Source organism: Delftia sp. SD018 (assembly GCF_017355445.1).
GTDB classification, from domain to species: Bacteria; Pseudomonadota; Gammaproteobacteria; order Burkholderiales; family Burkholderiaceae_C; genus Comamonas; species Comamonas acidovorans.
The window spans coordinates 1-15,605 of record NZ_JADDRN010000016.1; the positions used below are offsets into that span (position 1 = coordinate 1).

Consider the following 15,605-nt stretch of genomic DNA (forward strand, 5'->3'; position numbering starts at 1 on the left):
CCAGGACCAGTCGCTCGCTCTTGCAGCCGGAAACGCAGACCATCATCACTTTGTTGCTGGCCTTTTCCTTGGGGCTGAGCACCGAGTCGCGGTGGTCCGGAATGCCTTCGAGCACGCGCGTCTCGCAGGAGCCGCAGACGCCTTCGCAGCAGCTGTGGTCCATCTGGATGCCGGCATCCAGCAGGGTGTCGAGCAGCGACTTCTCGGGCGTGATCTCGATGAAGCGGCCGCTGCGCTTGAGCTCCACCGTGTAGTTGCTGCGCGCGTCGTCGGCGGCCTTGACCTCCACGGGCGTGAAGCGCTCGACGTGGGCGTTGGCGTGGCCCAGCTCGGCGCAGAACTTCTCGAAGGCGTCCAGCATGGGCGTGGGGCCGCAGGCGTAGTGGTGCGTGCCCGCGTCGGGCTGGCGTTGGGCCAGCAGCGCGCGCAGGTCGGGCGGGCCACCGGCCTCGCTGTCGAAGTGCAGGTGCAGCGGCATGCCCAGCGCCTGCAGCTCTTCCAGGAAGGCCGCGCCCTTGCGCTCGCGGGCGAAGTACAGCATCTCGAATGAGCGGCCCTGGCCCTTGAGCCTGCGCGCCATGCACAGCAGCGGCGTGATGCCGATGCCGCCGGCCACCAGCACGGTGTGCGCGGCGCTTTCGTCCAGCGCGAAATGGTTGCGCGGCTCGGAGATGGTGATGGGCATGCCCACACGCAGCGACTCGTGCACGCAGCGCGAGCCGCCTCGGCTGGCGCGGTCGCGCAGCACGCCGACCACGTAGCGGTGGCGCTCCTCGCTGGGGTTGCTCAGCGAGTAGCTGCGCACCAGGCCGTTGGGCAGGTGCAGATCGATGTGCGAGCCCGGCGTGAAGGCGGGAAGCTCCCCGCCCGCCGCAGGCCGCAGGTCCACGCTGATGGTGTCCTGGGCCTCGAATCGCAGCGTGTGCACGAAGGCCTGGAGGTTGGTGCTCATGATGCGGCGCCTTCGTCGATCTGCTCCTGGGCCAGGCGGCGCAGGTGGCGGCGCAGGCGCACCAGGCCGATGTCGTGCTGGTAGAGGTTCTCGCGCTCGTTGGCGTCCAGCTCCATCTGCTCCATCATGATCCGGTCCTGCTCCAGCACGGCCCAGTGGCGCGCCTCCAGGCGGTTGCGGTACAGGAAGCGCCAGGTGTCGCGCATCCAGCCCTGCACCTTGCGGCAGCGCCAGAAGAACACGGCGCACAGGTCGGCGCTGATGGGCGTGACGCAGGCCACGATGGCGAAGTTGCCGCCGGGGCCGCCGGTCTTGGGGTACGGAATCTCCAGGCGCATCCAGTGCACGCCCGTGCTGCCCCACTCGGTCCAGTCGAAGTTCACGCCGCGCTGGCCCACCTTCTCGAAGACGAAGCCGTCATCGGTCTCGCGCACCTGGAACGTGGCCTTGCTGTCGCCCTCGGCCATGGAGTGCGACTGCTTGTGCAGGAAGGTGCCGTGCATGGGGTCCATGACGTTGTCCAGCGCATAGCGGTAGTCGCTGCGCCACTCGGCATAGCACAGGAAGTTGGAGTACTCGGGCGAGGTCAGCTCCTCGGGCAGCGTGAACTCGGGCGCCTCGTCAACGGCCTTGTCGCTGTTGTAGAGAAAGATGGCGCCATGGGCCTCGCGCGCATGGAAGGCCAGCGCCGCGCGCGAGCCTTCGAGCTTGCAGCCGGGGCTGCCGGGGACCTTGGTCACCGTGCCGTCGCCGCGCACTTCCACGCCGTGGTAGGGGCAGGCCAGGCGGTCGCCCAGGATCACGCCCTGCGACAGCGGCGCGCCGCGGTGCGGGCAATGGTCTTCCAGCGCGTGGACCTGGCCGGCGGCATCGCGCCACAGCGCGATCTTGCGGCCGAAGCGGCGCACCGACACGGGCTGGGTCTTCACGAAGTCCGAGGGGCAGACCGCGTACCAGAGGTTCTTCAGGCCTTTGTTGAGCAGGCCGTCCACCGGATCGATGGTGATGGTTTGTACGTTCATGGGGCTCTCCAGTCCTGCTCGGTATCAATAGCCCAGCCGCGCCATCAGCGCCTGGAAGCTGTCTTCGGTCCAGGCCTGGCCGTTCTCGCCGGCGGGGCCGCTGCGGTTGAGATAGGCCACCAGTTCGGGCAGGGTCTGCACGCCTTCGCCGAAGGCGCGTTCGATGGAATCGCCCAGCAGGTCTTCCATCAGGGTGGGGGCACGTTCGCGCGCCTGGTGCGGCTCGAGATAGCGATCAGCGGCCATGGTTCTCTCCTTCGAAAACTGTCTTGTGTGGGGGGTGCTCAATCAGCCCTGATATCCAGGTCTTTGATGAGCTTGCCGAAGCGGTTGAAGTCCGCTGCATTGGTCTTCTCAAGCCTCGCGGGATCGCCGCCTGCGGGCAGCGCGCCGAAGGTGGCCATCTTGGAGACCACGTCGGGCATCTTCAGGATCTCGTTGAGGTGCGTGTTCAGCAGCTTCACGGTCTCGGGCGACATGCCCTTGGGGCCGAACAGGCCCTGCCATGCGGACACTTCCACGTCCTTGACGCCCAGCTCGGCCAGGGTGGGCACATTGGGGGCCAGCGCGCTGCGCTGGCTGTCTGCCACGGCCAGGGCGGTGACCTTGCCACCGATGTAGGGCGCAATCGGGCCCCAGGTCATGAAGGTCGTGGGCACATGGCCGCCGATCAGGTCGTTGACGGCGGGTGCCACGCCCTTGTAGGGAATGTGGGCGATGCGCGTGCCGGCGGCGCGGTTGAACATCTCGCCCAGGATGTGCATGGGCGAGCCGCTGCCGGGGCTGGCGTAGGTCAGGCCGTCGCGCTTGCCCTGGGCGATCAGGGTCTTCATGTCCTTGATGCCCGAGGCCTGGTTGGTGGCCACGAACATGGGCTGCACGCTGGTCTGCACGATGGGCGTGAAGCCGTGCAGCACGTCGTAGCTGGAGCCCGAGGCCGTCTTGAGCACGAACTGCGCAATGGCGAAGGTATTGGGCGCCAGCAGCAGGGTGTAGCCGTCCGGCGCGGCCTTGGCCACATGCACGCTGCCGATGGTGCCGCTGGCACCGGGGCGGTTGTCCACCAGCACGGGCTGGCCCAGGCGCGTGGACAGCTTCTCGGCATACAGGCGCGCCATGGCATCGGTGTCGCCACCGGCCGGATAGGCCACGATGATGGTGATGGGCTTGGCCGGATAGGCCTGGGCCATCGCGGTGCCGGACAGCGTGGCTGCAGCCAGGAATGCAGCGGCAAGAGAAACCTGGCGACGTGTCTTGTTCATGGTGGGGGCCGTGGGGTGGTTGGGTTGTGGGGGTGAGCCGTCAGGCGCGGTCTCAATGCCGCTTGTCGGTGATGAACTTGCCGTCCGATGTGCCAACGCCCTTTTGGCGCCGGGTGTTGCCGTCGATGCCGCCATCGATGGCCCATTCGGCAAACACCGTGGGGCCGGGCTCGAACTCGCGCGGCTGCCAGTCGGCGGTGAGCTGGTCCTCGTCGGCGTAGTACTCGACCAGGGCGCCGGCCGGATTGCGGAAGTACCAGAAATAGGCCGAGGACACGGGATGGCGGCCCGGGCCCAGCTGGGTATCCCAGCCGCAGCGCGAGATGTGCATGCCGCCGCCGAAGACCTCGTGGATGTCGCGCACCGTGAAGGCCACATGGTTCAGGCCCGCGTCCTTGGCTGGGCGCTGCAGCAGGAAGATGTCGTGGTGGCCGCCGTCGGGTGCGCAGCGCAGGAAGGCGCCGCGCTCGGGGTAGCGGTCCGAGGCTGCGAAGCCGAAGTTGTCCACGTAGAAGCGCTCGCAGGCCTGCACATCCTTGACGAAGAACACCACATGGCCGACCTCGATGGGCTGGGCGCGTTCGTAGGCGGGGCTGGCCTGGTTGACGCGGTCCTTGCGGTTCCAGGTGTTGTAGGCGGCGCCTTGCACATCCACATCACGCTTTTGCGTGACCTGCAGGCGCACGGACAGGCCGTTGGGGTCGGTGCAGCCTATGCGCCCCTGGCCCTGTGTGAAGCCCGGCAGCGCGGCGATGCGACCGGCGTACAGCGCCAGATCGGCCTCGCTTTCCACACCCCAGACCACTTCGCGCAGCGTGGGGCCGGCCTCGATGGCGGGCGGCAGATCGGGATGGTCCACGGCGGCCACGATCACGCGGCAGCCGTTGAGGGTCTCGAACACCAGCCTGTCGTCCGCTTCCTGCACCAGCGCCAGGCCCCAGTCCAGGAAGAAGCGGCGGCAGGTGGCCAGGTCGTCCGCGCCGTAGGTGATTTCGTCTATGCCCAGTACGCTCATGTCGTGCTCCTTCAATTTGCCCAAGCGATGGGGCTCTCGTTCAAGCCCCAGTACATGCTCTTTTGCTCCATGTACTGCTGTATGCCCAGCCGTCCCTTCTCGCGGCCCAGGCCGCTGTCGCGCCAGCCGCCGAAGGGTGTGGAGATGGAGAACTGCTTGTAGGTGTTGATCCAGACCGTGCCGGCCTGCACGGCGCGGCCAATGCGCCAGGCGCTCTTGTAGTCGCGCGTCCAGATGCCGGCGGCCAGCGCGTAGACGCTGTCGTTGGCCTGGGCGAGCAGGTCGTCCTCGTTGTCGAAGGGCATGGCCACGAGCACGGGGCCGAAGATTTCCTGCTGGCAGATCTGCCAGTCGTTCTTCACGCCGTCGATGATGGTCGGGCGGTAGTAGTAGCCGCGCTCGAACTGCGCGCCCTCGGGCCGCTGGCCGCCCGTGAGCAGCCGGCCGCCTTCGGACAGGCCCAGGGCCACATAGCTCTCTATGGACTCGCGGTGCTTGGCGGTGATCAGCGGCCCCATCTGCGTGCGCTCGTCGGCCGGGTCGCCCACCTGCAGCGCGGCGGCCTTGGCCGTGAGGCGTTGCATGAATTCGGCATGCAGGCTGCGCGCCACGAACAGGCGCGAGCCCGCGATGCACGACTCGCCCGAGGAGCTGAAGATGCCGTAGAGCACGCCGTTGACGGCATGGTCGATGTCGGCATCGGCCAGCACCATGGTGGCCGACTTGCCGCCCAGCTCCAGAGAGACCGGCATCATCTTGTCGGCCGCGATGTGGGCGATGTGCTTGCCCGTGGACGTGCCGCCCGTGAACGACACGCGCTTGACCAGCGGATGCTTGGTGATGGCATCGCCAATCACCGAGCCCCGGCCCGGCAGCACGCTGACCAGGCCCTTGGGCACGCCGGCCTCTTCGCAGATCCTGGCCAGCTCCAGCGCCAGCAGCGGCGTGGCCTCGGCGGGCTTGACGACCACGGCGTTGCCGGCGGCCAGCGCGGGCGCCAGCTTTTGCGCCTCGCTGGCGATCGGCGAGTTCCACGGCGTGATGGCCGCGACCACGCCCATGGGCTCGTACACGCTCATGGTCATGAAGTCGCCGCGCGAGGGCGTGATGGTTTCCTCCATGGTCTCGCAGGCGGCTGCAAAGAACTGGAAGGTGGCGGCGGCGCTGGCCACCAGCATGCGTGTTTCCTTGATGGGCTTGCCGTTGTCCAGGCGCTGCAGCTGGGCCAGGGGCTCGGCGCGCTCGCGGATCAACTGGGCCACGCGGTGCAGCACGGCCGCGCGCTCATGGGGCTTTTTCTGGGCCCAGCCGCTGGTGCGGAAGGCGTGGTCGGCCTTCTGGATGGCCTCCTCCACATCCTCCAGGCTGGGCGCGCGCAGGCGGCCCACCACTTCGCCGGTGGCGGGATAGAGCGTGGTGGATTCGCCACCGCCGCCCAGGCGCCATTCGCCGGCGATGTTGATGGGGAGCAGTTCCAGGTTCGACATGGTCAGCCTCTCTCGTTCGTTCGAATCCAGCCGCCTCAGGCGGCCTTGGACGCCGTGGTGGTGGCCGGGATCTGGTCCAGCTTGTTCACGGGCGGGCCCGAGAACGTGGCCTTGAAATTGCCGATGGCGCGCATGTCGATCTCCAGCAGGAAGGGGCCCTTCTTCGGCCAGGCCGAGGCCAGCACGGAGGGCAGCTCGTCAAGGTTCTGCACGCGGGCATGGGGCAGCTGGATGGAGGCGCACAGCTGCGCGTAGTCGGGCGTGTGCAGCTCCACGTAGCAGCGGCGGCCGCCGTAGGAGGCGTCCTGGATGTTCTGGATCACGCCGTAGCGCTGGTCGTTCATCAGCACGATCAGGGTGTCGCACTCCTCCTGCACCAGCGTGGCCAGCTCGCCCAGGTTCAGGATGAAGCCGCCATCGCCCGCCAGGCCCAGCGTCTTGCGGCCCGAGCCGCTGACCGCCGCGCCCACGGCCGCGCCGATGGCCATGGGCATGCCCATGCCGATGCCGCCGCCCGTGGCGTGCACGCCCGCGTTGGGCTCGAAAAAGCGCAGCTCGCGGTTGCCCCAGGTGCTGTTGGAGACGGTCACGTCGCGCACCCAGTTGAAGTTGCGGCCCACGGCCTTTTGCAGCTCCTGCACCAGCACGCTGTACGGGCCCAGGCCGTCGCGCATGGTGGCCACGGCCTCGTCGTGCACCTGGCGCAGATCGGCCAGCAGCTCGGGGTCGGCCTTGTAGCCGCGTGCCTCCAGCCGGTCGGCCAGGCCCGTCAGCGCCAGGGCCGAGTCGCCGCAGACAAAGCCGTCATCGGCATAGCAGCGGCCCTGCTGGGCGGCGTCCACATCGATGCGCAGCAGCGGGCGCGGCAGCTTCAGTTCGTACTTCAGCGTCTCATTGCTGCGCAGGCGCGTGCCCACGGCCAGCATGGCGTCGCAGCGCTGGTAGAAGGCCTCCACGGGCTTTTGGATGTTGTAGGCGCCCAGCGAGGCCGGATCGTCCTCGGCCACGATGCCGCGGCCCTGGCCCGTGCTGACGATGCCGAAGCCCAGCGCCTTCAGGCGCTGCACGGCAGCGACTGCGTGGCGTGCGCCGCCACCCAGCCACAGCAGCGGGCGGCGTGCCTTGGCCAGCGTGTCGGCCAGCGCATCCAGCGACGCCTCGCTGGGTGCCAGCACGGCCACCGGCAGCGGCGACAGGTCGGCCGGCATGTCGATCACGGTCTGCTGGATGTCGATGGGAATCTCCACGCTCACCGGGCCCGTGGGCGCGGTCATGGCGGCCTGCACGGCGGCCTTCAGGGTGGACAGGCAGGTCTCGGCGCTGCGCACGCGGAACGCCGCCTTGGACACGGCGCCCAGCATGGTCAGTTGGTCGGGCGCCTCGTGGATGTACGACAGCTTCTGGTCCAGGTACTGCGTCTCGATCTGGCCCGTGATGTGCAGCAGCGGCGTGCCGGCCGTATAGGCCTCCACCAGGCTGCCGGCGATGTTGCCTGCGGCCGGGCCGGTGCTGGTGATGCACACGCCCAGGCTGGAGGTGGAACGCGCGCAGGCATCGGCCATGTTGCCGGCGCCGGCCTCGCCGCGCGCCATCACGAAGCGGACCCTGCCGCGCGCATTCATCGCGTCCAGGATGGGCATGTTGTGGATGGAGATCACCCCGAACGCGGCCTGCACGCCGCAGTGCTCGAGGAACTGGGCCACAACGGCGCCGACGGTGATTTTGGATGCGGAAGAAGTCATGTTCTGCTTTGAATCGGGTGAAGGGGCTGAAGCATTACGCTTGCCGTGCAAGACCACCGGAGACATCGATGTGGCTGCCGGTCGTGTAGGAGGACAGGGGCGTGGCGAGATAGAAGATGGCGCGCGCGGCCTCGTCGGGCGAGCCCAGGCGGCCCAGCGGAATGGACTTCTTGCGGGCGAGGTCGGCGCTCCAGGCGTTCCAGTCCTGGCTGCGGTCCTCGCGCGCCTCGAAGCGGCGGCGCCACTGGCCGGACTCGATCAGGCCGACCAGGATGCCGTTGACGCGCACGCCCTTGGGCGCGAACTCGGTGGCCATGGAGCGCACCAGGTTCTTGAGGCCGGCACGCGCGGCCGAGGTGGCCACCATGTGCGGCTCGGGCTGCGAGGCCAGCAGCGAATTGACGCAGACGATGGCCGGCTGCGCCGTGCGCTCGAGCTGCGGCAAAAAGGCGCGCGTGGGATGCAGCACCGAGAAGAACTTCAGGTGCAGCTCCTCGGTCCAGGCCGCATCGTCGGTGCTGGCAAACGTCGAGACCCGGCCCTGGCCCGCGTTGTTCACGAGGATGGAGGCCGGACCCAGCGCAGCCTCGCTGTCGCGCGCAAATTGCTGCACCTGGGCGGCGTCGAGCACGTCGCAGGCCTGGGCGAACAGGCGGGCCTCGGGATGGCGCCCGCGCAGCTGCTGCACGGCCTGCTCCAGGCGTTCGGCGCTGCGCCCGCACAGGGCGACACGCGCGCCCTGCGACAGCAGCAGATCGACCGTGGCCAGGCCAATGCCCGAAGAGCCGCCGGTGACGACGGCCGTGGTGTCCTTGAGTTGGGAATCAAACATGGCCGCCTCCTGCGCGCCGGGAATTGAGGGAAAGCAGCTGTGCCGTCTGCGTCTGCATTTGCGTTTGCGGGCGGTAGTTCAGCAGCTCGGACAGCTCGGCCGCCGCGTCGCAGACGCCGGCGATCAGGGTCTCGGCACGGCCCTCCTCCACATGGGGCGCGGGGACCGTCGTGCCCAGCGCCGCCACCACGCGGCCGCTGTGGTCGCGCACGGGGGCGGCGATGGTGCAGATGGAGCTTTCGTAGAAGCCTTCGCTGAACACATGGCCGCGCTCGCGGTCGGCCTCGACCAGGTTGAACAGGTCCAGCACCGTGCGCGGCGTCTTGGGCGTGTGCGCTTCCAGGTGGTCTTCGGGGTAGAGCGCGCGCAGCTCGGGCAGGGACAGGTCGGCCAGCAGCACGCGGCCCAGGGCCGTGGCATGGGCGGGCAGGCGCGTGCCCACACGCACCGAACTGGTCAGCGGCGTGGGCGGCGTGACCTTGGCCACGTAGACGATGGAGCGGCCATCGCGCACCACGATGTTGCAGGGATAGCGGATCTCGCCGCACAGCCGCGCGATCACGGGCTGGCCCAGCTCGGTCAGGTCCATGGACGACAGGAACTCGAAGCCCAGGCGCAGCACGGACAGGCCCAGCCGGTAGTCATTGCTGCCCTCGGCACGCTGCAGAAAGCCCATGGCCTCCAGCGTGTTGAGCATGCGGAAAATCGTGGCGCGCGGCAGCTGCAGGCGGCGGGCCAGCTCGGGCGCGCCCAGCGTGGCATTGCCGCGCCCGAACTCCTGCAGCAGGCGCAGGCCGCGCTCCAGCGCGGGCACCATGTACTTGTCGGCGCCGTTGTCCGCGCTCTCGGCGCTCTCGGCATTCCCGGAAGGGGTGGTGTCGGTCATGGCGAAACCCCTTCAATTCATGACGAAGCCGCCGTTGACGGGCAGCACCTGCCCCGTCACGAAGCGCGCGCCATCGGACAGCGCATAGGCCACGGCGCCCGACACATCCTCGGGCCGCTGCTCGCGCTGCAGCGCGCGCTGGTCGATGTACAGGCGGTGGCGGTGCTCGGGCACGTATTCCGTGGCCTCCACCAGCACCAGGCCCGGCGCCACGGCGTTGATGGTGATGCCGTCGGCGCCCAGCTCGCGCGCCATGGAGCGCGTCATGGCCATCACCGCGCCCTTGCTGGCCACATAGGCCATCAGGTTGGGGGCGCCCCACATCGCGGTGTCGGACGCCAGGTTCACGATGGCGCCCCGGCCGCTGTCGCGCAGCGCGGCGCGGCAGGCCCGCGTCATCAGCCACACGCCGCGCACGTTCACGTTCATCACCTGGTCCCACTTGTCCAGATCGATGTCGTCCATGCCCTTGCCGCCCGAATCGGTCACGGCCGCGTTGTTCACCAGGCCGTCCAGCCCGCCCAGCGCCTGCACGGCCTGCTGCGCGCAGCGCTCTATCGACTCCGGATTGCCGGCATCCAGCCCGAAGCCATGCGCCTCGAAGCCCTGCGCACGCAGCCGGGCCACGGACTCGGCCAGCAGCTCCTCGCGCAGATCGGCCATGGCGACACGCGCGCCCTGCTCGCAAAAGGCCTTGGCGAACGCAAAGCCCAGGCCGCGCGCCGAGCCTGTGACGAGGATGCGGCGGCCGGCAAGCTGGCCTGCGGAGGGCGTGGTGTTCATGGCGTACCTCAATCGAAGGGGGTTTGTGTCTGTTTCAAATTTGAAATGACACTTTTTTCTTGAAACAAGCGTGAGTTTAGGACTGATGGTTCGGGGTGGGATTGGGGAAAACACGGAGGCGTGTGGGAAATGGATGACAGAGGTGTGTCTGGGTGTGTGTTTTCGGGGTCTTTTTTGATGCTTCCTTGGTCTGCTTTGGACGCATGCCCGGCCTGCGGGCAGAGGCCGGGTTTCGGCCCGGCGGCCGACCGACTTTCTTGCCGCGCGGCAAGAAAGTCGGCAAAGAAACGCGCCCAAATGCCCGCGACCCCTGCGCTTCGCTCCGGGGCGACCTGCGTCGTGGCGGTTGCGGGGTTCGCTGCGGAACTCGCTGCGTTCACTGCGTGAACTCCGCTCAGACAACCGCAGCGAGTCAGATGACGAAGCAGTCCTGTCCTTCGGCAGGACTGCAACCCCACAACCACCACGCCGCAGGCGCGTTCATACGGGGAGTGGGTGCGGGCCGTCGCTTCGCTCGGCCTGGGGTTTGAGGCGGGGTTGTGGAATGCCTCTATGATTTCGATGGCCCCCTGTTCCGGGGCTGGTGCTTCAAAACACCTTTTCTCAAAGCGGTGCGGCCTCTCCGTTAACGAGGCCTTGTCACGTCTGAATCACTGGACAGTGGGCGCATGCCCACGTCCCTGCGGTTACGGGCGGGATGGGGCTACCCGTAAGGGCGTCCGCACGGCTTTGAGCGTGTTTTGAACATCCCGTCCACCTTCTTCGTGCGTCAAAACGCGGATTTGGTGGTTTCACGTCTCTCTCAAAGGAGCACGGAAACATGAGCGATCAACAGCATCCTCTGCCCGCCCACGCCAGCATCGAGCAACTGGCCCGCACCCTCACCGAAACCAACAGCTGGGTCCGCGAGGCCTGCAATGAGATAGGGGCTCTGGCCCAACTGGCCCTGGCCAGCCTGCATGCGCCGGAGGACTACCAACGCCCGCAAGCCCTGGCCCACGCCCTGCGCACCATCCGCGACGCCGCCGAGTCCCTGACCGACTACGTGCAGGGCGAAGCCAGAGCCGCAGGCTGCGACGCCACGTACCGCGCCAGCACATAGCCAGGCCGAGCGCAGCGAAGGCTCCGGCTGTTGGCTGCCCCTCAGCCTCCCCCCTTCTGCCAACGCAGGTCGCCCGTAGCGAAGCGAAGGGTCGTGGGCAGTGCGGGGCGCGCTTCTTTGCCTACTTTCTTATCGCGCGATAAGAAAGTAGGTCGGCCGCCGGGCCGACCCCCGGCCTCGAAAAACAACCCCCCGGCAGGGTCAAAAAACGCCCCCACCAGCGTCAAAAATCAAACAGCAAGCCGCCGCAAAAACCCATCAACAACCCGCAACGCATACCGACTCGCCACCACCCGCACAAACTCCGCAAAGTCCACATGCGCACTGTCATCCGCCCGATCGGAAACAGTCCGCATCGCAGCAAACGGCACGCCATAGTCCAGGCAGGCCTGCGCCACGGCGGCGCCTTCCATCTCCACCGCCAGCACCTCATGCCCTGCAGCACGCAGGCCCTGCGCCAGCGCGGAAGAGGCGCCCGCCGTGCCCACGAACTGGTCACCGCTGGCAATCAGCCCCTGGTGCGCGCGCGGCGCCGTGGTGGCGTGGGCGGCGCGCAGGTCTTCGCCCGCCTCGGCCACGCAGGCCTGGGCGGCGGCCAGCAGCGCGGCGGTCATTTCGGGGTCACAGGGCAGGCGAGTGCGTCCGTAGCCGGGCATTTCCCAGCGCGGGAAGATGGGCGAGGCGTCCAGGTCGTGCTGCAGGTATTCGTCGGCCACGACGACATCGCCCACGCGCACGCCTTCGCCCAGGCCACCGGCCACGCCGGTGAAGGCAATGCGGCGCACGCCGAAGCGCTCGATCAGCGCCGTGGCCGTGGTGGCCGCCGCCACCTTGCCTATGCCCGACAGCGCGCAGACCACGTCATGCCCATGCAGGCGCCCGCGCCAGAACATGCGGCCGGCGTGGGCCGTGCCCTGGGCGTCGAACATGGCATGGACCAGGCCTTCCTGTTCCTGCGGCAGGGCACTGAGGATGGCGATGGTCATGGTGGCTTCTCTTTCAACGTTTCAACGGCACAGGCAAAAAGCAAAGGCGGCCCGGGGGCCGCCTGCGGGGCGAAAGCGCCCATTGTGCCGCGAGCCTGTGCCCGGTACGGCTCAGATGGCGATGGCCGTGGCCTGGTTGAGCACGGCGCGCACCACGCTGTAGACGGTGAGGGCCGAGGTCTTGGGGTTGGCCTCCAGCGGCTTGCCGCGCATGGTCAATTCCATGGATCCGAAGGCGCCGCGCGCGGCCACATGGTGCACGTTCTCGTCCACGCCCGGGTCGGCGTACAGGCGCACCGTGGTGCGGTCCAGGCCCATGCCGGCCAGCGACAGTGTGGCGGCCACGTTGGCGTTCTTGGGGTAGAGCTGGGCGGCCTCGCGCGCGCTGCCTTCGAAGATGCAGAAGGCTTCCTTGAGGCTGGCGAGGTCGCAGCGCTGTTCTGCGGGCGTGCCGGTCCAGGCCAAGGGCGGCTTGCGGCCGGTGTAGACCACTTCGTCCAGGCCGCCGATGCGCGCGGCGGCCAGCGCGTCCACACCGCCGATGGCGCCCGACAGCAATTGCACCTGGGTGCCTCCGGCCTCGGCCGCGGCCTGCACGGCCTCGGCCATGCCGGGGGCGCTGAGTGCGCCGATGGAGGCCACGACGGCAGGAATGCCGCGCCGCAGGGCGGGCAGCACATGCTCCTCGATGGCGGCATGGCCCGCGCACTCCACGATGAGGTCGGGCCGGTCTTCGGCCGCCAGCGCAGGCAGTGCGCGCGCCTGGGGCGCATGCCGGGCCAGGGTGGCGCGCACGGCGTCCGTCACTTCGGGCACAAGCACCCAGCCCACCTGCACCGCGGCATGGCCCTTGAGCAGTTCGAGCACGCTGGCGCCAATCGCACCGCAGCCAATCACAGCAATATTCATCGTCATTTCTTTCTGAGCAAGAACGCGCTGAAGGCCGGTGGGAGCACCGTCTCCTCAGCGCAGAAAACCAGGATGCTGGGTGCGCAGGTGGCCCGTCAGTTCGACGGCGGCCTCGCGCACCTGTTCCACCCAGTGCGCCATGCGCCCGGGTGCGATTTCGGTAAAGGCCACGGCCATGCCCAGGCCCGCGATGATGCGGCCCTGCGCATCGCGCACGGGCGCGGCAATGCTGGAGACGCCGGGCTCGTAGAAGCCCTCGCCCATGGCGTAGCCGCGCTCGCGGTCCTGCAGCAGCAACTGCTGCAGTTGCTGCACGTCGCGCGGGGTGCTTTCCGAGAATTGCGGCAGCTCGCTGCCGCCGAAGAGTTCGCGCAGCTGGTCTGCGTCCATGTCCTGCAGCAGTGCCCGGCCCAGCACGGTGGCATGGGCCGGCAGGCGCGAGCCCACGCGCACGGCGCCCTGGAAGGCGCCGGCCGGCGCAATGCGCGCCACGTAGACCACGGAGGTGCCGTCCAGCAGCGCCAGGTTGGTGGTGAAGCCCAGGCGCTCGCACAGCGCCTGCAGCACGGGCTCGGCCAGCTGGGCCAGCGGCTGGGTGGACAGGTAGTCGTAGCCCAGGCGCAGCACGGACAGGCCCAGCCGGTACTCGGTGCCCGAGCGTTGCAGATACCCCATGTTCTCCAGCGTCGTCAGCATCCGGAACACCGTGGAACGCGGCAGCGCCAGGGTGCGCGCCAGGTCGGGCGCGCTCCACACGGGCTGCGAAGGCGTGAAGCAGGCCAGCAGGCGCAGGCCGCGCTCCAGCGCGGGGACGGTGTAGCGGTCGTTGTCGTTCGAGAGGGTTTCGGAGGTGTCGCTCATCGCAATTCGGGCCGGTAGGCCATCAGGTCAGCAGGGTGGCCAGCCTCTGTGCGACATCCGCAGGTTGTTCGACGACAGAGGCATGGCCGGCTGCCGCAAGCGTAACGTACCGCGCGCCCAGCCTTGCAGCCCAGGCCGCGCAGGCGGCGGGCGGCGTGACCACGTCGTGCTCTCCCACCCAGACCTCGACCGGCATGGCCAGTTGCCCCGCCGCCTGCCCCAGGTCGCTGCCGCACAGCAGCTCCACGGCCTGGGCGTAGCCGGCACCATGCAGGCGCGCCGTGTTCCAGCGCACCCATTGGCGCACGGGCTCGGGCGCGGCGGGCGAGACCAGGCGCTGGTCGATGGCGGCGGCCAGGCCTTCGATGCCTTTTTCCTGAAGGGCCGCAAGACGGCCCTGGCGTACCTTGGCCTGCTGCTCGCCCATGCCGGGTGCGCCATAGCCGCCAGCGGGGCTGATCAGCACCAGTTGCTGCACGCGCCCGGCACCGGCCTGCATAGCCCAGGGCGTGCCCATGAGCGCACCCAGCGAGTGGCCCACCAGCAGGCAGCGGCGCACGCCCAGCGCCTGCAGCGACTGCTCCAGCACGCGAGCGTAGTCGGCGCCCGCGGGCGCGGCGGGTGCCAGCGGCGTGGAGCGGCCATAGCCGGGCGCGTCCCAGGCCAGCACACGCGCGCGCGGCGCCAGCTCCAGGGCCACGTCCAGCCAGGAGGCGGCGCCCGAGCTGATGCCATGCAGCATCACCACGGCAAAGTCCGAGGCCGTGTCGCCGGCCTCGCGCCAGGCGGCCTGAGCGCCACCGGGCAGGGCGATGAGGTGTTCGGGGAACTGCGCCTGAAGGCGCTGCTCCATGCATGCTGTTACCGAGGGGGTCATTTCAGTTATCCATGGCGATGGCATGGCCCTTCAGCCATGAGACTGGCACGATCCGAGCCAGGGACAGCAGGCAAGGGCCTGCGCCGGCTGCACCGCCCCGCCGCGAGGCTGTCGTCCCCCTTTCAAGGGGGAAGGCGCGAAGCGCCTCAGGGGGTGCTCCATTTCTAACGTTTGATTTTTGCCAGAGGGTGCTCGGGCGGGTATGTGGGCGTGATGGGCTTCTTGGCGCCCAGCATCACGCACATCAGCGCGTCTTCGTCGCCGATGTTGATCTCCTCGCGGTACACGCCGGGCGGCACGGAGACCACGTCGCGGTCGGTGAGGATGGTCTCGAAGCGCTGGCCGTCCTTCTCCAGCACGAGCTTGAGCTTGCCGCGGATCAGGAAGAAGACTTCCTCCACATCGGTGTGCAGGTGCGAGGGGCCTTCATTGCCGGCCGGGATGACCATGGTGGAGAAGGTGAAGTTCTCGGAAGGGATGGTGTTGCTGTCCGCAGCCACGCCCGTGCCGCCCGTGCCGATGTAGCGCATCTGGCCACGGCGGTACTTGGGGTCGAAGTCGGCCTGGAACTTCAGCGCGTCGAAGTCGTACTTGCGCGTGGAAAACCGCGCCACGCGCGATTCCATCCATTGTTCGAAGCTGGAGCCTTCGGGCTGGTCCCAGGTGCGGGGCGTGTTCTGAGCGGATTCGGACATGTGTCTCTCCATCAACGTCGGTGGATCATGGCGGGGAAGGCGCCATTTGTTTTATCCATGAATCACAGTTCATGGGGTAAAACAATTATAGGAAGATTGATCGCACGCAACAAGGGCTACATGCGCAGCGGCATGTGGCCCGTTGGCTGCCCGTCTGTTGAGGGAACAGCGATGCGGGTGCAACAGCGATGCGG

16 protein-coding genes are annotated in these 15,605 nt (G+C 68.3%); 1 reads left to right on the forward strand and 15 read right to left on the reverse strand.

Going from position 1 to position 15,605, the window contains the following annotated elements; all coding sequences use genetic code 11:
- The 10 genes from INR38_RS16630 to INR38_RS16675 form a co-directional block, all read right to left on the reverse strand.
- Window positions 1-952 (reverse strand): PDR/VanB family oxidoreductase (locus INR38_RS16630; RefSeq protein ID WP_207475978.1); only part of this gene is annotated, 952 nt, incomplete at its 3' end.
- Window positions 949-1,974: an aromatic ring-hydroxylating dioxygenase subunit alpha gene (locus INR38_RS16635; RefSeq protein ID WP_012202896.1), complete on the reverse strand. Its 1,026-nt coding sequence runs from the start codon at window positions 1,972-1,974 to the stop codon at window positions 949-951. The genes INR38_RS16630 and INR38_RS16635, both read right to left, overlap by 4 nt.
- A 24-nt stretch (window positions 1,975-1,998) precedes the next feature.
- A complete protein-coding gene (locus INR38_RS16640) occupies window positions 1,999-2,220 on the reverse strand; it encodes a recombinase-like helix-turn-helix domain-containing protein (RefSeq protein ID WP_012202895.1) in 222 nt (73 codons plus the stop codon).
- 38 nt (window positions 2,221-2,258) lie between these two features.
- Window positions 2,259-3,236 carry a tripartite tricarboxylate transporter substrate binding protein gene (locus INR38_RS16645; RefSeq protein ID WP_199135944.1) on the reverse strand — a complete coding sequence of 326 codons (978 nt, stop codon included), beginning with the start codon at window positions 3,234-3,236 and terminating at the stop codon, window positions 2,259-2,261.
- Window positions 3,237-3,288: 52 nt separating this feature from the next.
- Window positions 3,289-4,251, reverse strand: coding sequence for a VOC family protein (locus INR38_RS16650; RefSeq protein WP_013804506.1), 963 nt, complete (start codon window positions 4,249-4,251; stop codon window positions 3,289-3,291).
- 11 nt (window positions 4,252-4,262) lie between these two features.
- On the reverse strand, window positions 4,263-5,738 hold the full coding sequence (locus INR38_RS16655; protein ID WP_034389880.1) for an aldehyde dehydrogenase: 1,476 nt from the start codon (window positions 5,736-5,738) through the stop codon (window positions 4,263-4,265).
- 35 nt (window positions 5,739-5,773) lie between these two features.
- Entirely contained in the window at window positions 5,774-7,480 is a 1,707-nt protein-coding gene (locus INR38_RS16660) for a thiamine pyrophosphate-binding protein (RefSeq protein WP_207443402.1), read from the reverse strand.
- 34 nt (window positions 7,481-7,514) lie between these two features.
- Window positions 7,515-8,312: an SDR family oxidoreductase gene (locus INR38_RS16665; RefSeq protein WP_016452046.1), complete on the reverse strand. Its 798-nt coding sequence runs from the start codon at window positions 8,310-8,312 to the stop codon at window positions 7,515-7,517.
- Window positions 8,305-9,198 (reverse strand): IclR family transcriptional regulator, encoded by an 894-nt coding sequence (locus tag INR38_RS16670; RefSeq protein WP_207443403.1) that lies wholly within the window; start codon window positions 9,196-9,198, stop codon window positions 8,305-8,307. The genes INR38_RS16665 and INR38_RS16670 overlap by 8 nt, the downstream gene beginning before the upstream one ends.
- A gap of 12 nt (window positions 9,199-9,210) precedes the next feature.
- Window positions 9,211-9,981, reverse strand: a complete 771-nt coding sequence (locus tag INR38_RS16675; protein WP_207443404.1) for an SDR family oxidoreductase — start codon at window positions 9,979-9,981, stop codon at window positions 9,211-9,213.
- 820 nt (window positions 9,982-10,801) lie between these two features.
- Here INR38_RS16675 and INR38_RS16680 point away from each other — a divergent pair.
- Window positions 10,802-11,083, forward strand: a complete 282-nt coding sequence (locus INR38_RS16680) for a hypothetical protein (protein ID WP_071954164.1) — start codon at window positions 10,802-10,804, stop codon at window positions 11,081-11,083.
- A gap of 230 nt (window positions 11,084-11,313) precedes the next feature.
- Here INR38_RS16680 and INR38_RS16685 read toward each other — a convergent pair whose 3' ends face one another.
- The 5 genes from INR38_RS16685 to INR38_RS16705 all read right to left on the reverse strand — a co-directional run bounded on the left by INR38_RS16685 (window position 11,314) and on the right by INR38_RS16705 (window position 15,411).
- Window positions 11,314-12,069, reverse strand: coding sequence for a 5'-methylthioadenosine/adenosylhomocysteine nucleosidase (locus INR38_RS16685; protein WP_207443405.1), 756 nt, complete (start codon window positions 12,067-12,069; stop codon window positions 11,314-11,316).
- A gap of 111 nt (window positions 12,070-12,180) precedes the next feature.
- Window positions 12,181-12,978, reverse strand: coding sequence for an aspartate dehydrogenase (locus INR38_RS16690; protein WP_207443406.1), 798 nt, complete (start codon window positions 12,976-12,978; stop codon window positions 12,181-12,183).
- 54 nt (window positions 12,979-13,032) lie between these two features.
- A complete protein-coding gene (locus INR38_RS16695; RefSeq protein WP_012202883.1) occupies window positions 13,033-13,839 on the reverse strand; it encodes an IclR family transcriptional regulator in 807 nt (268 codons plus the stop codon).
- A 22-nt stretch (window positions 13,840-13,861) separates the two neighbouring features.
- Window positions 13,862-14,692, reverse strand: a complete 831-nt coding sequence (locus INR38_RS16700; protein ID WP_242699094.1) for an alpha/beta fold hydrolase — start codon at window positions 14,690-14,692, stop codon at window positions 13,862-13,864.
- A 188-nt stretch (window positions 14,693-14,880) separates the two neighbouring features.
- Window positions 14,881-15,411 (reverse strand): cupin domain-containing protein, encoded by a 531-nt coding sequence (locus INR38_RS16705; RefSeq protein ID WP_012202881.1) that lies wholly within the window; start codon window positions 15,409-15,411, stop codon window positions 14,881-14,883.
- Window positions 15,412-15,605 lie beyond the last annotated feature (194 nt).